General features: G+C 34.0%; 15 protein-coding genes, 1 tRNA gene and 2 pseudogenes. 7 read left to right on the top strand and 11 right to left on the bottom strand.

What is annotated here, in order from left to right; genetic code table 11:
* Positions 1 to 72 precede the first annotated feature (72 nt).
* Positions 73 to 357, bottom strand: coding sequence for a hypothetical protein (locus VIL26_02835; GenBank protein HEY8389877.1), 285 nt, complete (start codon positions 355 to 357; stop codon positions 73 to 75).
* Positions 358 to 582: 225 nt separating this feature from the next.
* Positions 583 to 660, bottom strand: a tRNA-Met gene (locus VIL26_02830).
* A gap of 347 nt (positions 661 to 1007) precedes the next feature.
* Between VIL26_02830 and pckA the strand changes: the two genes are divergently transcribed.
* Complete coding sequence (gene pckA / locus VIL26_02825; protein HEY8389876.1) at positions 1008 to 2582, top strand: phosphoenolpyruvate carboxykinase (ATP); 1575 nt, start codon at positions 1008 to 1010, stop codon at positions 2580 to 2582.
* Positions 2583 to 2919: 337 nt separating this feature from the next.
* Positions 2920 to 3411: a hypothetical protein gene (locus VIL26_02820; protein HEY8389875.1), complete on the top strand. Its 492-nt coding sequence runs from the start codon at positions 2920 to 2922 to the stop codon at positions 3409 to 3411.
* A 53-nt stretch (positions 3412 to 3464) separates the two neighbouring features.
* Here VIL26_02820 and ypeB read toward each other — a convergent pair whose 3' ends face one another.
* The 5 genes and pseudogenes from ypeB to ispE all read right to left on the bottom strand — a co-directional run bounded on the left by ypeB (position 3465) and on the right by ispE (position 7367).
* Entirely contained in the window at positions 3465 to 4856 is a 1392-nt protein-coding gene (gene ypeB / locus VIL26_02815; GenBank protein ID HEY8389874.1) for a germination protein YpeB, read from the bottom strand.
* Positions 4857 to 4866: 10 nt separating this feature from the next.
* Positions 4867 to 5448, bottom strand: a pseudogene (sleB, locus tag VIL26_02810) (spore cortex-lytic enzyme).
* A gap of 66 nt (positions 5449 to 5514) precedes the next feature.
* Positions 5515 to 5739: pseudogene (locus tag VIL26_02805) on the bottom strand (peptidoglycan-binding domain-containing protein).
* 83 nt (positions 5740 to 5822) lie between these two features.
* A complete protein-coding gene (locus tag VIL26_02800; protein HEY8389873.1) occupies positions 5823 to 6371 on the bottom strand; it encodes a stage II sporulation protein R in 549 nt (182 codons plus the stop codon).
* 147 nt (positions 6372 to 6518) lie between these two features.
* Positions 6519 to 7367: a 4-(cytidine 5'-diphospho)-2-C-methyl-D-erythritol kinase gene (ispE, locus tag VIL26_02795; GenBank protein HEY8389872.1), complete on the bottom strand. Its 849-nt coding sequence runs from the start codon at positions 7365 to 7367 to the stop codon at positions 6519 to 6521.
* A gap of 170 nt (positions 7368 to 7537) precedes the next feature.
* Here ispE and VIL26_02790 point away from each other — a divergent pair, with 170 nt between their 5' ends.
* From VIL26_02790 to VIL26_02775, 4 genes are all read left to right on the top strand, one after another.
* Entirely contained in the window at positions 7538 to 8995 is a 1458-nt protein-coding gene (locus VIL26_02790; GenBank protein HEY8389871.1) for an alpha/beta fold hydrolase, read from the top strand.
* A 152-nt stretch (positions 8996 to 9147) separates the two neighbouring features.
* Positions 9148 to 10191: a hypothetical protein gene (locus VIL26_02785; GenBank protein HEY8389870.1), complete on the top strand. Its 1044-nt coding sequence runs from the start codon at positions 9148 to 9150 to the stop codon at positions 10189 to 10191.
* A gap of 96 nt (positions 10192 to 10287) precedes the next feature.
* Positions 10288 to 10746 (top strand): hypothetical protein, encoded by a 459-nt coding sequence (locus VIL26_02780; GenBank protein ID HEY8389869.1) that lies wholly within the window; start codon positions 10288 to 10290, stop codon positions 10744 to 10746.
* 84 nt (positions 10747 to 10830) lie between these two features.
* Complete coding sequence (locus VIL26_02775) at positions 10831 to 11427, top strand: M23 family metallopeptidase (GenBank protein ID HEY8389868.1); 597 nt, start codon at positions 10831 to 10833, stop codon at positions 11425 to 11427.
* A gap of 78 nt (positions 11428 to 11505) precedes the next feature.
* Here VIL26_02775 and VIL26_02770 read toward each other — a convergent pair whose 3' ends face one another.
* From VIL26_02770 to VIL26_02755, 4 genes are all read right to left on the bottom strand, one after another.
* Positions 11506 to 12369 carry a DUF2935 domain-containing protein gene (locus tag VIL26_02770; GenBank protein HEY8389867.1) on the bottom strand — a complete coding sequence of 288 codons (864 nt, stop codon included), beginning with the start codon at positions 12367 to 12369 and terminating at the stop codon, positions 11506 to 11508.
* Positions 12370 to 12475: 106 nt separating this feature from the next.
* A complete protein-coding gene (locus VIL26_02765) occupies positions 12476 to 13867 on the bottom strand; it encodes a VanW family protein (protein ID HEY8389866.1) in 1392 nt (463 codons plus the stop codon).
* Positions 13868 to 14680, bottom strand: a complete 813-nt coding sequence (locus VIL26_02760; protein HEY8389865.1) for a PHP domain-containing protein — start codon at positions 14678 to 14680, stop codon at positions 13868 to 13870.
* 15 nt (positions 14681 to 14695) lie between these two features.
* Positions 14696 to 16039 carry a CCA tRNA nucleotidyltransferase gene (locus VIL26_02755; protein HEY8389864.1) on the bottom strand — a complete coding sequence of 448 codons (1344 nt, stop codon included), beginning with the start codon at positions 16037 to 16039 and terminating at the stop codon, positions 14696 to 14698.
* Between the two features lie 95 nt (positions 16040 to 16134).
* On the opposite strand from VIL26_02755, the gene VIL26_02750 reads away from it, so the two are divergent.
* Entirely contained in the window at positions 16135 to 17004 is an 870-nt protein-coding gene (locus VIL26_02750; protein HEY8389863.1) for a diacylglycerol kinase family protein, read from the top strand.
* The last annotated feature ends 339 nt before the right edge of the window (positions 17005 to 17343 follow it).

Genomic DNA, 17343 nt, shown 5'->3' with positions numbered 1-17343 from the left:
ATTTTTAACTTTTTTGCTTTTTTTGAAGTTTAATTTATATATTTTAATGTCAAATTCATTGTTTTGACATTATTATTTGTCCTTTTGCTGTGTATCCTCAAAATTAGAATCAGTTTCTTCGTCAAAAGCACTTCCGTCTTTTTTTACTTTTTTTATGGCATAAATTATAGCTATGGTAGGTCCAATATAAAAAATAAAAACAATCAACAGGTTCCAAAATAAAAACTTTTGCATTGAAATTTTAACTTTGGAAATTTTGATAAACGCAAACATTGCAAGCAGGTATTGAACCAGCACCGCTAGAGCAACTATTATTAACTTTTGCGGACTTACGGCCGCCAACAGCGTTAAGGACATTTTGTATTCCTTCAAAAAAGCTAGAAATATTATAACAAAACTATTTACATAGTCAATGAGTTTTAATGACCAAAATTAAGCAAAAAAAGCAAAGACCAAGTCTTTGGTCAATAAGCAACAACTTTTAAGTTAAGTTCTTTGTCATTAAATTAGGTATTTTTTTAAGTTATAAAATCTTAAAGAAAAAATTAAAAAAGCCCCTGGATTTTCCAAGGGCTTATATAATGGTTGCGGAGAGGGGATTCGAACCTCCTGACCTTCGGGTTATGAGCCCGACGAGCTACCAGACTGCTCCACTCCGCGACGACTGATCTTATCAAATCAGCTTATATATTTTATAATTAATATTATGATTTGTCAAGACTTATTTTCAATAATATTTAATATAATTTTGACAAATTTTCCTATTGTGTTTTTTTGAAAAAAGTATTAGGATTAATTTTTGAGAAATTCACATATTATTAATACTCTTGGTATTAAATGAGCTAGAATTAAAATCCTTTGACACCAAGTGTGTCTTGTGGCATAATTAAAATGCGGAAGAATTTGGATTTTTTTTCTGATGGAATTTGAAAAGACTAAAGAACCAAAATCCATCTTATATTTTATCCACGAAGAAACAAAAATTATATAAATTTTGGAGGATGCTAATGAACACTTACGGCATTGAAAAATGGGGGATTTTGAATCCCTTGGCAGTTTATCGCAACTTAACTCCGGCTGAATTGACAGAATTGGCGCTTGAAGCAGAAGACGCACAACTTATGGATAACGGTGCACTTTTGGTCAGCACGGGCAAATATACAGGCCGTTCGCCTAAAGATCGTTTTATTGTAGATGAGCCGTCTGTTACTAATGAAATTGCATGGGGAAATGAAAACAAAAAGATTTCTCCTGAAAATTTCAAAAGAATTTTGGCTAAGGTTACTTCTTACCTTAACAACCGTGAAATCTTTATTTTTGACGGCTTTGCAGGCGCAGACAAAAATAACCGCATTGGCGTAAGAGTTATCAACGAATTTGCTTCACATAACTTATTTATGTACAATATGCTTATTCGTCCCGAAGCAGGTGAATTAGATAATTTTAAAGAAGACTTTACTATTATTTCCGCACCCGGACTTAACTTGGTTCCCGAAACAGACGGAACTAATTCAGAAGCTGGAATTATTTTGAGCTTTGAACACAAAGTTGTATTGATAGCAGGAACAAGATATTGCGGAGAAATGAAAAAGAGTGTTTTCTCTGTAATGAATTACTTATTGCCCAAAAAAGGCATTTTGAGCATGCACTGCTCAGCTAACGTGTCATTGGAAGATGGTTCTTCTGCATTGTTCTTCGGACTTTCTGGTACAGGAAAAACCACTCTTAGTGCAGATCCTCATCGCGGACTTATCGGTGATGATGAACACGGCTGGAGCGACGAAGGTATATTCAACTTTGAAGGCGGCTGCTATGCTAAGTGCATAGGTTTGACCGAAGAAAAAGAACCTGAAATATTCAGAGCTATTAGATTTGGTTCTGTTGTAGAAAACGTTGTTATCGACGAAAACCGTCATCCTAATTATGATGATGATTCTAAGACAGAAAATACTCGTGTTTCTTATCCTATCCACTATATACCCAATGCTGTAATACCTGGAGTGGCAGGACATCCCAGCACAGTAATATTCTTAACAGCAGATTCATTTGGCGCATTGCCTCCTGTGGCAAAGTTGACCAAAGAACAAGCTATGTATTACTTTATAAGCGGATATACTTCAAAACTTGCAGGTACCGAACGCGGAATTACCGAACCTCAATCCACATTCTCAACATGCTTTGGTGCTGCTTTTTTACCTTTAAGAACAAGCGTTTATGCTAACTTGTTGGGCGAAAAGATTGAAAAATATGGCGCTGATGTATATCTAATCAACACCGGCTGGTCAGGCGGAGCTTATGGAGTAGGAAGCCGTATGAGCTTAAAAGTTACTCGTGCTATTGTTTCTGCAGCATTAAACGGAAGCCTTTCTAAGGTAGAGTACGAACAAGAGCCTTATTTTGGTCTTTATATTCCTAAGACTTGCCCCAATGTAGATGCTAATCTTTTGAATCCTATTAACACATGGAAAGATAAAGAAGCATACAAGGCTACAGCTAAGAAGCTTGCTTCAGACTTTGTAAAGAACTTTAGCAAATACAGCGATATAGACGCTGCTATTAAAAACGCAGGTCCTAAAGCATAAAATAATAAGAAATTAATAAAAGTCCCTCATGATTTCATGGGGGATTTTTTTACATTATTAAAAATATTTGATAAAGCTATACAATCTTTTTGTATAAAACTATACACTTATTGTTGACATTATGAAAAATTATACCTAAAATAGGTAATGTGGGAAATTTCTACAAATTTTTTTTGATTTAGGTATTTGTCATTTTTGGCATTGCTTATTGGTAAAAAAACAAATGATAAAATTCACAGGCCGTAGATCCAATCCTAGATTAGTTAAAAGAAAAGTAACATTTTTTCATGTCCTTTATTTGATATGCTTTTTTTTAAGTGCGATTCTTTTTTTGTTTATGTGCGGCTGTATTGCTTTTCCCAATCATGGTGTATTAATCAACAAAGAAATTACAGCACTAAGCATACCTGTGCAAGCATTACTTTTTTTGATTGCGATATGCAGTTATGTTTATGTTGATAAGCTGGAATTAATTTTTAAGGTAAATTTATATAAAGGCAAAAATAAAATTTCCAAAAAAAGATCATATAGAATGCATCTAAAAAAGAGACTCAAAGTTTTTATAGGCTTTGAAATATTTTTTGTCGTCTTTTTTATTACCAGCTTAATCATAACACGGTTATTTGGCAATGAGTTTAGCGGTGTAATATTCAGCAGCAACAAGTGGTTTAAAAGCGAGCTTATCTTTTTGATATATACTATAGTCGGACTTCTTGCCATGGCGGTCAATCTTATGCATGTCAATTATCTAATACAGCTAAGTTCAAAAGTGTTTAGAAAAAAGCCAAAACCTGATCCAGTTAATTTTGATTATTATGATTTTGATTAAAAAAAGAGCACAAGTAATTACTTGTGCTCTTTTTTGGCTTTTTAGACAATTTTTTATATCAGCATATTGCCGCGGTCTGGTGAATTAATAACCATCAAAATATTTTCTTCTTCACCAGTTTGGGCATTTATATACACTATATAGATGTTGTCGTTATGGGTTGCATAAAACTCATAAGCTAAGACTTCTTCGCCCCAATCTTTAGGGATCAATGCCAACTGTACATTATTGACTTTAAGTCTGTTGCTGATATTTTGCTGTGCTTGTTCTTGGGATATTTGAGGTTGGGCAAGCTCCCTTTGAATGTGGTTTTGCAAATATGCATTTGCTTCCCAGCCAAGCAGATTTCCGTCAGTTAAAGATACCTTAACTTTTATTAGATCGGGATATATTATTGTATCGTTTATAACAGGCGCTAGATTAATATAAGCGGTATTATTGGTTATGCTTATCCAAACGCCTTTCATATCCTCTCCGATAAGCTTTTTTACCCAATTTTGAGCAAAATTCTTGGCTTGCTCTTCGCTCAGTTTATTCTCATTTTTGGTATTGTTTGTGCTTATCGTAATAGGCAGACCGCCTTTTACGCTTAACTGAATATATCTAGAAATACCATCTTTTGTGGTTGTAGAATATTCGTAAGCTTGGATCTTGCCTGAGGCTTTTCCTAAGTATTTTACATCCGCAGTATCTTTCAATTTGTCATAAATATATTGAATACCTTGTTCATGAGATATTTCTTTTAGATTTTTTAGCGCTTTGTATTCTTTTTTTGACAAGGCGTCTGAGAATGGACCGTCATAAATCATTTCAGGATACTCAATAGATTCCTGATTGATTTTTTCAAACCCTGCTTCAAACAGATTTCCTCGTTTCACATCGCCATTTTTCAGCTTTTCTTGATCAAGATGATCTATTATTCGATATTGGTTCATTATCTTTTGGGATAATGTTTGAATGCTGTCGTTAAGTGTTTTACAGCGGTCAAACATATTATCAATTTTTTGTATATCTTCTTCAGAATATGAACCGCCTTTTTGAAGTTTTCTGTTAAGCGAATATATGTAATCACCTAGCTGGTTGATAAACTTAGAGCTGTTAGAAATGCTGTAATGATCAATCGGAAGCTGCGCTAAATTATCTTCAATCATTGCAGTAGATTTCCAAATGTCATTGGCAAGCTGCATTCTTTGTGAAGAGGTATTGGCGACTTTTAGCTTGGAAAGTTTGGTTTCAAGATCGTTCATGCTGTCAGCCATATTGAAAAATGACTTTTCATAAGCATTTTCAAGTGCCTTTTCATTGCGATCGTTTTTTGCCCATATATTAATAAGTACGGCAACCAATCCCAAAGCAATAAGAGCAAATATCAATATCAATGATACTGCAGCATCAAAGTTCTTTGCGCTTACATGCTCTGTTCGTTTTTCTTGATTGTATTTCATAGTTCTCTCCTTATGCAGCCTTGCAGAAATTATGTTTTCCTATAGTGATTACAATGGGCAGACTCCAGATCCACTTACTTGTAGCGGTAGCGGGGTTATAATAATACAAGCATCCATAGGTCGGATCCCAACCGTTGAGGGCGTCTGAAGCTGCGTTAATTGCGGTTTGGTTTGGAGATAAATTTATTTGTCCGTCATCTACTGCCGTAAAGGCGCCTGGCTGGTAAATTACTCCACTTATAGTATTAGGGAAATTGGGGTTTTTTACACGGTTGAGAATAACCGCGCCTACCGCAACCATGCCTGTATAAGGTTCGCCGCGTGCTTCAGCATAAATGCATTTTGCCAGCAGGTACAAGTCGTTGCTTGTGTTGCTTGAAGCAGACACAGCAGAACCGCTCAAATTTAATCCCATTGCTTTTTCTGTGGCAGAGCCCACTATACCGTCAGCAGTAAGTCCGTTAGTGCGTTGAAAGCTGATTACAGCAGCACGCGTTTTTGAGCCCCAAACACCGTCCACAGCACCGGTATAATAGCCCCATTTTTTGAGTACGGTCTGAACAGCTTTTATATTGGCGACTGTATCGCCTTTGACAATATTTCTTCCGCTTGAACCCGAATAAGACGATGATGAAAGCTTTAGACCCATCGCTTTTTCGGTAGCAGAGCCTACGATGCCGTCAGCGGTCAATCCGTTGGCACGCTGAAATTTGATTACAGCAGCACGCGTTTTTGAGCCCCATACACCGTCCACAGCTCCGGTATAATAGCCCCATTTTTTTAGTACTGTTTGAACGGCTGTAATATTGCTATATGTATCGCCTTTTACTATGTTGGCAGCATGTACTTTTGAATCAAAAGAAAACGTCAGGCTGCAAATCATAACAAAGCTTAATAACAGCATTATCAGCCTCATATTTTTAGATTTTGAATAGTTAAAAACCATTTTCCACCTCGTATGTATTTTTATTTTTTGTTTTTCCATTGTTGTATAAGTTCATAGATTTTGGACTTATATTTTATGTTTTGATATCCTATTTCATCTGCACCCAGAAAGCAAAGCGGCGGATAAACAACGCACCACCAGTTATCGCCTTCGCCCGTACCTAGATTGATTATTAAGGCATTATAAATACCGTCAGGAAATACATATCCGTCATATTCACGAGCGGGGAAGTATTCTTCATGCAGGCTTACAGACGCATCATAATAAAAATCATTTTTTTTAAGTTCAGCAAGGCATATTGTTTTCAAATCATCTTGCGCATTCTGTACTATTTTATATACATCATCAAAATCATTACATTGCGCGAGTTTTGGCGTCAAATAAGACAATACAGCCTCTTTGACTTTGTATTTTACATTTTGATCCTCTGCTGAATTACTGTTGGCACGAATATGTAATCTTATATAATCTTTGGTGTTGGAAATAGGGTCTTTAATAGTAAAATTTACTAAAAATATTAATAATATACAGAAACCGACCAAAACAATATATATAATTTTTTGCTTCATTTTTTTGCTCCAAAAAAATGTTATATTGCTTTGATTATTTACATAAAAAAATACGGCAAACCTTTTTTGCCGATTTTGAGTTAAGAGATTTTGACGAATCAAGTCAAAAGGAGATTTTGAAAAACAATAAATAATAGATGATTTTTATTAAAAAATATCAGTTTTAAATATATATTTGGATTTGCCTTTTAATGCTTTATATATTTTTTTCATAGAAGACTTTTTTGAAGTCAAGCCAAAGAATGCACCGCCCGAACCAGTCATAGATACAATGTCCGCTTCTGTCTTTTTTAGATTTTGTTCTGTGTATAAAATATCAGGATTAACATTAATGGCGGCGGCATATAAGTCATTTTTTATATTTTTTATGATATTGTCATAATCATTTTTATATAAAGCCAAAACCAAATTGTCATTATAAACACTATCCGAATAAGCAATATTCAACTGGTCAAAAGTATCAAAACAGCTTTTAGTTGATACTTCGCTATCCATTGCTATGACTGTATAAAGATTAGAATTATTTTGTATATATTCAATTTGATCACCGACGCCTTTTACTCTTGCGGCATTTGATCGCAGCATATAAGGTACATCGCTTCCTGTTTTTTTGGCGGCATCTAGTATTTCTGGACTGTTAATATCCACCCTAAACAGCTTGCATAGCCCACGCAATACACCCGCAGCGTCAGCAGACGAACCGCCCAAGCCTGCCATAATAGGAATTCTTTTTATCACCTTAATATATACAGGTGTGTATATATTGGTATTTTTTCTAAATAAATTTAGGCATTTTTTTACTGTGTTGTTATCGGCGTCAATTTTGTCTACCTGATCGCCCAAAAACTCAATTCTGTCAACTTTTGATTTTTTTATGATTATGGTGTCTTTTAGATTTTTGCATGTTAGCATCACGGAATCCAAAAGATGAAAATTATCTTTTGTTCCTGTTAAAAAAAGAGATAAGTTAATTTTGGCATAAGCGTATATTTTCACGTATTTATTATATCACATCAATAGCTCAAATAAATTTTTATATAGCATTTTTAGAATTTTACATAAATAGACATCAAAGTTCAAAAAAACCAAATCTATATATAACCATTTATAGTGTAATTAAAGTATAAAGGCTAGTTCAAAAAAAATTTTGAAAAAGGGGTGATGTCATGAAAGTTTTTATTAAACGACTAATCTCTGTATTGTTGGCTTCCATTTTTGTATTTATGCTTTCCTTTAATTACTCGCTTAATCTTGACCATGAAAAAGAAAATTTAAGAAAAGAATTGGAAGCAATAATTTATCAAAAGTCAAGCTCATTTTTAAAGTTAAGCCAAGCTCAAGACAATGAAGTTTATGTTGAAGACAGTGAATTACCTGAGGGTTATGTTCAAGAAGATAATCTTGAAGAAGTTTTTAATGCTATAAGCGAACTATCCTATGATGGACAGATATATGAAGAAATACCAGAAGAATATATAGACGCACCTGTAGTTGAAATAGATTTGACACAGGCTCAAACATTAGAACAAGAAGTAGTAGAAGATTATAATAGCATAGTGCCGGCTTACAATGTAAAACAGGTGTTTTCTAAGGCCGATAACGAGATTACGATATTGACGCCTGGAGTTGGCGGAGACGCAAGCAACTGGAGCAATAACGGAACGCCTATGTTTAGCGAAGGGACTTATACTATTGTTGACAAGCTGAAAGGTTTGGTTGGCGGAACTTTTTATCGAGTTAACACCAGAACAAATAACGGCACAGTGTCATACAGCATATATAAACAGTACAGTTATTCAACAATAGAGCTTGATGATATTGATTTTGCAAAACATAACATCTTTATTATCGAATCTAATAGCGCTGAAGACTATCACAGTGTTGTTTATAAAGAATTTAAGGCATTTTTGATAGACTATCTCAAAAAAGATCCCGGTGCCAAGGTTAATCTAATAGGTCATAGCCGAGGCGGGCTTATCAATCTTATGTATGCTTCAGAGTTTCCCAATAATGTATCAAGGCTTATAAGCATCGGTACACCGTATTTTCCCAATATACTTGCTATGCTGTCTTCAGCAATTAATGCACTGCCTGATTTCTGGATTGTAAAAGATTTTAAAGACTGGATTGCAAGTCTTGCTCCTCATTGCAACGCTTATTCTGATCTAGCTTCTATAAGTGTTTCATATAATCTGCTTACCAATTGGAATGAAGCGTATAAAATCAATCCTTCTATAAAAGCATACGCAATAGGTACGGCCACAGGGTATTCAATTACCTTATATGTTCCTCAAATAAGTTATGTAAAAATTGGTTTTATTAAGGTACCTTATATTTATCTAGCGGCTATCACATTAGGAATAGGCATAGACCATGATGGATTGGTAGGAACTAATTCGCAATTGGCAATGAATATTGGCGGAAGTTTTGGATATATCCAAATGCCCAATGCCAGCATTAATTATGTGCAAGGTTTTTATAGAAAGAAATTTTATATAACGATTGGAGATATTGTTGAAGCCGCTAAATATAAGAAATTGGCTTCTCCAAATCAGCCCGCGGTACCGCACAACATGCAGCCTAGATACGCGCCTATCATAGATTACATTTACAGCATATATTAATAATAGGGTGTAAAAAATAATAGGATGTAAAAAAACATTGCATAAAGTACAACTTAAGTTTATAATATTTATTACCGAACCTCTTTTTTTATAAGAGGTTCGGTAATATACAAAAGACCCTAAGGGAAAAATAATCGCAAGGAAGGTCTTATATGAAAAGAAAACTGATTTTATGTTTATTATTATCTGTGGTTTTTTTAAGTTTCTTTGGATGTGATGATGAAAGCAACTGGCGCAATCACAGTGAAATGCATTTTGGTAAAAATACGGAAATTACTGGTACTCCTATAATGACCTTGGAAAACACTATCGTTTCTTTTGATTTTAACGATATTAATGTTTACGAATATACTAAAGAAGGGGAAGATTACAGCTTTAAACATACAGAATACAATGATTATCCTTACTATAGTTTTTATCCAATCAAATTTGAAAAGCTAGATGATAAATATATCTTTTTTGGAACATTATCTCAATATGTCGAAGGACAGCATATTTATTATGCCGCTGTTTTATTTCTTAATTTAGATTATACTTGTATAAATTATAAAGTTATAGACAATGGAACCGTTTTGAGTGTCAATTATAAAGACAATCATTATTATTTTTTGTATCAATATGAGGGCGGATATAGCTTAACTAAAACCAATAATAATTATGAGATAGTATTAGAAAAAGAATTTGAATCCGCAACGCTGCATAAAACTAAGAATATTTATTTTATTAATGATTATGTTGCTGTAGAATTAGAGGGAGATAGGATAATAATATATGATGAAAATTTTGAAGAGGTTTTGGTAATAAAAGGAGGCATGATTTTTTTAGAAGCAAATGAACAAGACAACACATTTTCATGCCTTACAAAAAAATATAAAAAAAGAACATTGACTATTTTTTATAGAACATATAATATAAACGGCGAAATCTTAGAAGAAAAAAATCTAGGTCAATTTAAAGGTATATTTGGGAATCCAATTTATTATAAACAAAAAGATAAACTTTATTTCTTTGAAATAGCAGGACTTGATCAAATTGGAATATCTAAGACTCTTGTTTTGGCGGTTTTTGATTTGAATGATTTTAGTCATAAAAAATATTTTATGAATTGGCATTCAACGTTGCCTCAACAATGTCTTTTTATAGATAATAAAATTATTTTTTGCGATGGTACTTGTGAAGAACTGATTTTGAGCTGATGTTTTTTTTGAACATTAAATAAAAAACTAAAAAATTTATACGTAAAAATCATATATCCTATTTTAAGAAAATCTTTTTGTGTCAATAATTATGGCATGAAAAGATTTTTGCTTTTTTTGAGTTTTGCACTTATCTTAGTTGGTTTGGGTATATCTGATTATAGCTTGCTTAACCTAAAAGACAGATATCCCCAAATGCAAGTAGTTTTTTATACTAAGGATTCTCGTAATCTTGATTCTATAAACGACGGCATTTATAATCAGGTTTATTGCTCCACTGATCAGGCTAAAAAGATAAAAAGGCTTTTGAATAAAATCGAAGGCATGAGCGTTTCTTTTGAAGGCGGAATACAAGATTTGAATTTTGTTATAGATTATTTTGATGTCAAAATCATTTCTGAAAAAACTTGTGATGATATCTTATATATTTACGGCTATTCCAGCCTTATTTTGACCCCTGCCGTTAAGATTAATAATAATTATATAAATATACAACTTGTATTAAGAAAAGACAAAATAATAATTGGAACGCCAATTATTTTGGGCAGCTATTAACGCAATTTGCCGAAAATTTAAAAAAATTTGTATATTAATATTTTTTTGTGTCAATAATCCATTTCACAATGGAGGTTTAGTGAAATGGAAAAAAAAGAAAGAAAAGGCGGAGAAATAGCAAAAAAATTTTTAAAGAAAAATCTATATTATATATTATTGATTGTCAGTCTGCTTGCTATTGGTACAATAATCACTCTGGCTTTGGTTTTAAATAAGGACAAGTCTGACCCCACCTTGCCTTCTGGCGGCAATGAGGTTAAAATGTCCGTTCCAGTAAAAAGCGAGTACACAATAATCAATGATTATATTGCGGATAAGCATATATTCTTTCCCAATATTAACACCTACACAGCCCATTTGGGTATTGACTTTGGAGCAAGTGAAGGAACTGATGTTGTGGCGGCTTTGGATGGCACTGTTGATAAAGTTATAACTAACAATGTTTTAACAGGGGTCACCGTTGTAATAAAACATTCCAATTCTTTATCCACCGTTTATCAGTCATTAAAAAATCCCACAGTTAAAGTAGGGGATAGCGTAAAACAAGGGGATAAGATAGGTGAAGTTTCTACAACTATGGGTATAGAAAAAAACTTTGGTCCTCATCTTCATTTTGAAGTTTTGGTAAATGGAAAACAAGTCAATCCAAATAACTATTTGACATTATCAAACGATAAATAAAAAACTTCCGCCGCGCTAAAAATGTCAAAAGAAAAAGCCTCTTTTAAAACCGCTTTGTTCAAGCGGTTTTTTGCTGTTTTAGTCAGATAATTTTAAACCTATATTTCTGTTCGCTTGACGTAATATATTATCAAGAGTCAAAGGCAGCATTACGCTTGATAGTTTTTTTGCAAGCATTTTTTCTATAAGATCTTGTAAAAATTCCGCAAATTTTTCATTGATTTCAATAAATTTTTGATCGTTATCTTTGTTGCATTCAGAAAATAAAGCAGCAAAATAATTGGCTTTGTTGATGTCATCCATTTCGCAAGGATCAAGCATTCCTCTTATATGTTCGGCATTGGTCTGCATGATTTTGGCAGCGCCTTCATCAAAATAAAAAAACTTTTGATCTGTTCTTAACATATCGATTGCTTTTTGATAACGGTTAAGTTCTAATATATAGCATTCATAAACAGACGGATAAACTGAAGAATACATCCTTCCGCTTTTGACTTCTTTCAAAATATTGGTCAATAACTCTTCCAGTCCTCTTGCAATTTCCTCTCCGTCTGTATTAAGACGCAATGCACGTTCATAAGCATAAGGCAGGCGTCCTGCAGCAATAGGGGCAGGTTTATTGAGCTTTTCAATTTCAAATGAACTTATGCGATGGTTAATAGAGATTCCACATGAGGATTGAGTCATTTGTTCGCAATTATATGTATAAGGGGTTATAAAGCAATTAAGTTCTATAAGACGAGGATCAATTAGATTAAGTCCGTTTTCCAAGGCAGAGCTTAGAAGCATTTCAAAATGAACTTTATACCTGTCCAAAGATTGCAATACACGCATATCGCCGTTTCTTTGTCCCGCTGCAATTGTAACGCAATGTTCTTTGAATATTCTAGAAAAGAAAACATTGAGTTCCATTGTGCTCTTGATATACTGCTCTCTTGTCATAACCAAGCCCCCTTTGGGTAAGTCTTTAATTATTTATATTCCCAAAATCTTATTACTATGATAGGGGTTAGGGCTGTTTATTTTTCTTGTTATGACAAAATAATGGTTATTGCAGCAAATCTTCAAATCCCTTTAATATCTTGTCTAGATCAAAAAAATCCTTTTTATTGTCGATTATCTTATTTTCTTCTTTTTTGTTTTCTTCTGTAATTTCAGGTGGAGGCGGAGCAAGAGTGCCTTCAACTATAATTCCTTTTTGAGGTGCGTACTTGTCATCTCTTATTTTGACTTCTTTTAACAAAGTGTCCCCGCTATAATACCGCAAATATCCTTCGCTTATCATTCCGTCTTTTGGATGTTGAAGGATATGCGTTTGTCCTTTGTATTTTACATATTGCGAATATTTGCCTTCATAGTCCAAAATCTTTTCAGTTCCGCCATGAGCGATTCGGGACAATATCTTATATCGTCTTGTTATGCGGTAAGGCATTTTAGCGCCATAAATTTCAACTACAACGCGTGTATCCGTGCAATAGCTGTGTATATAAATATTTCTTCCGCTGTTGTTTCTAAACTTTAGATCGCTCCAGCTTCCGTTGACCATAGCATCAAAAGAAGGTTCTATATAACTTACTCTTAAGCTGTGATGGTTTGCTGAAATTATTTCCATGTCAGCCAAAAGTGCGGCATTATAAACAGTGGTTGACGCTTGGCAAACACCGCCGCCAATGCCTTGTTCATATCGTCCGCCCATAATAATCTTAGCTTCCACAAAACCGTTATAGGCTGTTCTGGGACCGACTACTTTATTAAAAGATACAATTTCTCCATTTGGTACTACAAGTCCGTCAAGTTTTTTTAACGCAAGCCGTATATTATGTTTTCGTGCCACAGGGGATGTCGAAAAGTCTGTTGAAAAACGTGAACGTAAATAAGTCTCTTGTCTGCAATATTCAGAATCTATTTCAGCCGGAACAGTCAAAGTCTTGACTTTAACTTTTGGAGAATTTGTGGTCAGTAATTGAGAATAGATATCATCAAACAGTTTTTCTTTGTCTGCCACCAGTCCGTTTTTTTCTTTTACAATGGCAAACTTGATGTCGTGGTCCGGTCTAAAAATTACTTTTGCATTTTGAGGCGAAGAGTTGACGTTTAGAATAAGCCATCTTTCTATATCATCATTAAGCCCTGCAAACATAAACTCAAATGCTTGCATGCTGCTCCAGCCTTGAGATTTTATAAGTTTTAGTGTCTTTAGCTTTTGAGAAAAATCTGCAGAACGGTTGTATTTTTGACCTTCATATATATGTGTAAAGACTTTGGATTGAACCTTATATCTTTGGGGATAAAAAACTCCCGTTTTGTCTTCATAGGTCAATGTAATCTTGGGCTCGTCATTTCCAACTTCTGCCAAAGCCGTAAAAATAGGATAAGTGCTTGCGTTTACCGCAAGCACCGTCAAAAAAATTATTAAAATGAGTTTTAATTTTGCTCTCATTTACAGCCCCAAAACTTCAATAGTTTTTTGTTCGGTTTCAAAGTCGGTAACTAATCCATCATCAATATTATGCGTATCACTTCCGTTTGTATTGATAAGATTATATTTATCTGATAATTTTTTGCACAAAGTGATTATGTTTTTACTATGTGCAGGGTAGTAAGTTTCTATGCCCATAAGACCAGCATTAACTGCTTTTTTTATCAGATTTTGTATTTCAGTTTCATCGATTTTGAGTCTTCCAGGGTGAGCCAAAACAGGAACTCCGCCGCTTTGCCTTATAATCTCTATCGCCGAAAAAGGGCTAAAGTGATAAAAGTTTACAAACGCCGGTCTGTTAGAATTAAGATATAATTCAAAGGCTTCTTTCTTGGATTTTACATAGCCTTTTTTGGCCATTAAAATTGCTATATGGGTGCGTGAAATGGAATGCGTGTTAAATGTGTCAACAATTTCATGCAAAGAAATATTAATTTTAAATTCCCGCAGTTTTTCCAATATTAATTCCATTCGATGAGTACGGGCAGCTTCCAGATTTTTTAATTCTTGTTTTATTGGTGTCTGGGCGTTTGGATTAATGTTATAGCCTAGAATATGAATTTCTGTGTTTATATAAGTGCTGAGTTCTATACCGCTTATTGCTTTCAAATTGTTTTTTTTGCATGCATCCAAAAAATCGTTTACGCCTGCAAATGTGTCATGATCAGTCAAAGCTATTGCGTCTAGTTTTAATTCTTTGGCGCGATTGATTAATTCATCATAAGTCGCAGAACCGTCAGAATTAAAACTATGCATGTGTAAATCGCTTAACAAAAATATCCTCTCCTGTTAATTAAGGTTTTGAATTATCTTATTGGCGTGTATCAATAATTGCTCTGTTTGATTTTGAACTTTTTGAGCAATGCAATCTTCCCACAACTTTTCCAAAACAATGCTTATTTTGTTTCTGGGTAAATCGGGATATTTATTTATAAGATCGTTGCCATTGATTTTAAGTTCTTTCAAAGTTTTTGGAAGTTTAAGTTCTATTAACTCTTTTTTTGCATTCAAAAAGCGCACGCTTCTGTCATTTTTGCCTGTAGCGTGTGCAAAGGTGTCTGCACGTACAAGTTCTACAAGATCATCCAAAATATCATAGTTTTTGGCTACAAACAGTCGCATCTTTTCTGGTCTTGTCTGCTCTTTTAAGTCATACATATGCGCGTCAATGAGCCTTGTAATTTTAGTGATAGTGGAATTTGGATATTTCAAGCCGCTTTGTCCCAATCTTCTTTTTGCAATTTCTACACCTATCTCACTATGATGATGCATGTTTCCATATTTCTTTTGAGAAGCTGGCTTGCCTATATCATGCATAAGCGCTGCAAGTCTGATTTGGGGTGAAGATATTCTTACAGTTTCCAATAGATGATTATATACATCGTAAGAATGATATTTTTTGTTTTGTTCAAATCCTATACCGTCTTCTATCTCGGGGATAATATATTTCCATATTCCCAACTCGCCTATTAGTTTTAGCCCTTTATAATGCGCGTCTTGTATGTTGTATTTTGTGTCTGCTACTAAGATTTTGTCAAATTCTTCTCTGATTCTTTCTTTTGATATAAATTCAAGATTGTGTTTAAATTTTTTTGCGCTGTTAAAAGTGTCTTTTTCAATTTCAAAACCTAATTCAGCAGCAAAACGAATCATTCTAAGAATTCTCAAGCCGTCATAAGAAAAAACAGCATCAGGAGAATTTACGGCGCGCAAGATTTTATTGTTTATATCCTCTATGCCATTGTGAAAGTCCAGAATTTTGTCATTTTTTAAGTCATAATACAATGCATTGCAAGTAAAATCACGTCTAAAACTATCTGTTTTGGGATCTTGAATAAATTCTGAAGATTTTGGGGTATGTTCTCCAGCATCATAGCTTTCTGTTCTAAAAGGTGTATATTCGATTTTGACGCCGTTAATAATAATGACTGAGGTGTCAAGCCGACTATTTGCAATGCAAAAACTTGCGCCGCTAGGCAAATGCTGGCTTAATTTTTCAGAACTGACTGTGCCTGCAATATCGATGTCATGTGTTGAAAGACCTAGTAAAGTATTTCTGACATATCCGCCTGTAATATATAGCGGAAAAGGAAGATCTGTTAGCCATTCTTTTAAAATAACGGGTATATCCATAATAATAGTATAACATTTTTGAAACATATATGTTTATAATATTTACTTCTATCTTAAATTAATGCTAAAATACAGTAGAAAAGGGGGACTGAAACATGTACCACATCATAATTAATTCTTCATCAAAAAAAGGAAAGCGCGCTGTAAAAGACATCACAAAAGAATTGACAAAGCGCGGAGTTGAATTTGAATTTCATTTTACTCAGTATGCCAAGCATGCTAAGGTTTTGGCTGCCGAAGTTTCACAGGCAGGAGCCAAGAATATTATTGGTGTAGGCGGAGACGGAACTTTTCACGAGATTATTAACGGTATTCAAAACCTGTCAGAAGTAAATCTTGGTTTTATTCCTCTTGGAAGCGGAAATGATTTTGCAGCTTGCGCAAAATTAAAGAAGGGCAATGTCAAAAAAGCACTGAATGACATATTGACGGGAAATATTAAGAAGATAGATTATATTCAATTTGAAGACGGACTTAGATGTCTTAATATTGCCGGAACGGGACTTGATGTGGAAGTTTTGAAAAATACTCTTGCGATGAGAAGACTTAAAGGCAAGCCGATGTATCTTTGGGGATTGATTAGGGCTTTGAAGAATTTTAATCCGTATAAGATAAATGTGGAAATAGACGGTCAAACTAAGTCGTATGAGTGTATTATGGTAGGCGTTGCTAACGGTATGTATTTTGGCGGCGGTATGAATCTTTCTCCGCTTTCCAATATATCTGATGGCAAGCTTAATGTTGTTATTATTAAAATGGTTAAGCGCAGCCAAATAAAATTTCTTTTGCCCAAATTTTTGCGCGGCAGCCATATCAATATGTATTTTAGCGAACATTATGTAGTAGATAAAGTTAAGATCACCAATGATCAGTCTTATAGAGTTGAATTGGACGGGGAGATATATTCTAACCTTAATTTTGATTGTCACGTTGTGCCGGGCGGCATAAATATGTTGGGAAGATAATTATTTAATGTTGGAAAAAACTTTGAAAAAACGCTTGACAATATATATATAAAGCGATAATATAACGTAGCTTTAAGATATGGAGCCGGAACGAGCTGTAGTGCTGGATAGGCATGGGAGCTACCCTGGAAGAAAGGTTGACAGGAAAAAGTAAAAAGTTTCCAAAAAAAGAATGAAAAAAATGTTGACAATGGAAGAGGGATTTGGTATTATATCTAAGCTAACTTGAACGGTAGCGTTTTTGCACATTGACAAGGGAATAAGAAAAAGACAAAAATGATCAAGCAAGAAAAAAAATAAGTGCGAGTCTTTTTAAAAAGAGATTTAGATTAAGAGATA

The sequence above is a fragment of the Clostridia bacterium genome (genome assembly GCA_036562685.1).
In the GTDB taxonomy this organism is placed as follows: domain Bacteria; phylum Bacillota; class Clostridia; order Christensenellales; family DUVY01; genus DUVY01.
This window is presented reverse-complemented; position numbering and strand designations above follow the sequence as displayed.

Excerpts from the sequence above, each read along its gene's own strand:
- VIL26_02835 (HEY8389877.1), bottom strand. The coding sequence starts at position 357 with ATGTCCTTAACGCTGTTGGCGGCCGTAAGTCCGCAAAAGTTAATAATA.
- VIL26_02755 (HEY8389864.1), bottom strand. The coding sequence starts at position 16,039 with ATGGATATACCCGTTATTTTAAAAGAATGGCTAACAGATCTTCCTTTT.
- VIL26_02775 (HEY8389868.1), top strand. The coding sequence starts at position 10,831 with ATGGAAAAAAAAGAAAGAAAAGGCGGAGAAATAGCAAAAAAATTTTTA.
- VIL26_02765 (HEY8389866.1), bottom strand. The coding sequence starts at position 13,867 with ATGAGAGCAAAATTAAAACTCATTTTAATAATTTTTTTGACGGTGCTT.
- VIL26_02800 (HEY8389873.1), bottom strand. The coding sequence starts at position 6,371 with ATGAAGCAAAAAATTATATATATTGTTTTGGTCGGTTTCTGTATATTA.
- pckA (HEY8389876.1), top strand. The coding sequence starts at position 1,008 with ATGAACACTTACGGCATTGAAAAATGGGGGATTTTGAATCCCTTGGCA.
- VIL26_02780 (HEY8389869.1), top strand. The coding sequence starts at position 10,288 with ATGAAAAGATTTTTGCTTTTTTTGAGTTTTGCACTTATCTTAGTTGGT.
- VIL26_02785 (HEY8389870.1), top strand. The coding sequence starts at position 9,148 with ATGAAAAGAAAACTGATTTTATGTTTATTATTATCTGTGGTTTTTTTA.
- VIL26_02770 (HEY8389867.1), bottom strand. The coding sequence starts at position 12,369 with ATGACAAGAGAGCAGTATATCAAGAGCACAATGGAACTCAATGTTTTC.
- ypeB (HEY8389874.1), bottom strand. The coding sequence starts at position 4,856 with ATGAAATACAATCAAGAAAAACGAACAGAGCATGTAAGCGCAAAGAAC.
- VIL26_02750 (HEY8389863.1), top strand. The coding sequence starts at position 16,135 with ATGTACCACATCATAATTAATTCTTCATCAAAAAAAGGAAAGCGCGCT.
- VIL26_02790 (HEY8389871.1), top strand. The coding sequence starts at position 7,538 with ATGAAAGTTTTTATTAAACGACTAATCTCTGTATTGTTGGCTTCCATT.
- VIL26_02820 (HEY8389875.1), top strand. The coding sequence starts at position 2,920 with ATGTGCGGCTGTATTGCTTTTCCCAATCATGGTGTATTAATCAACAAA.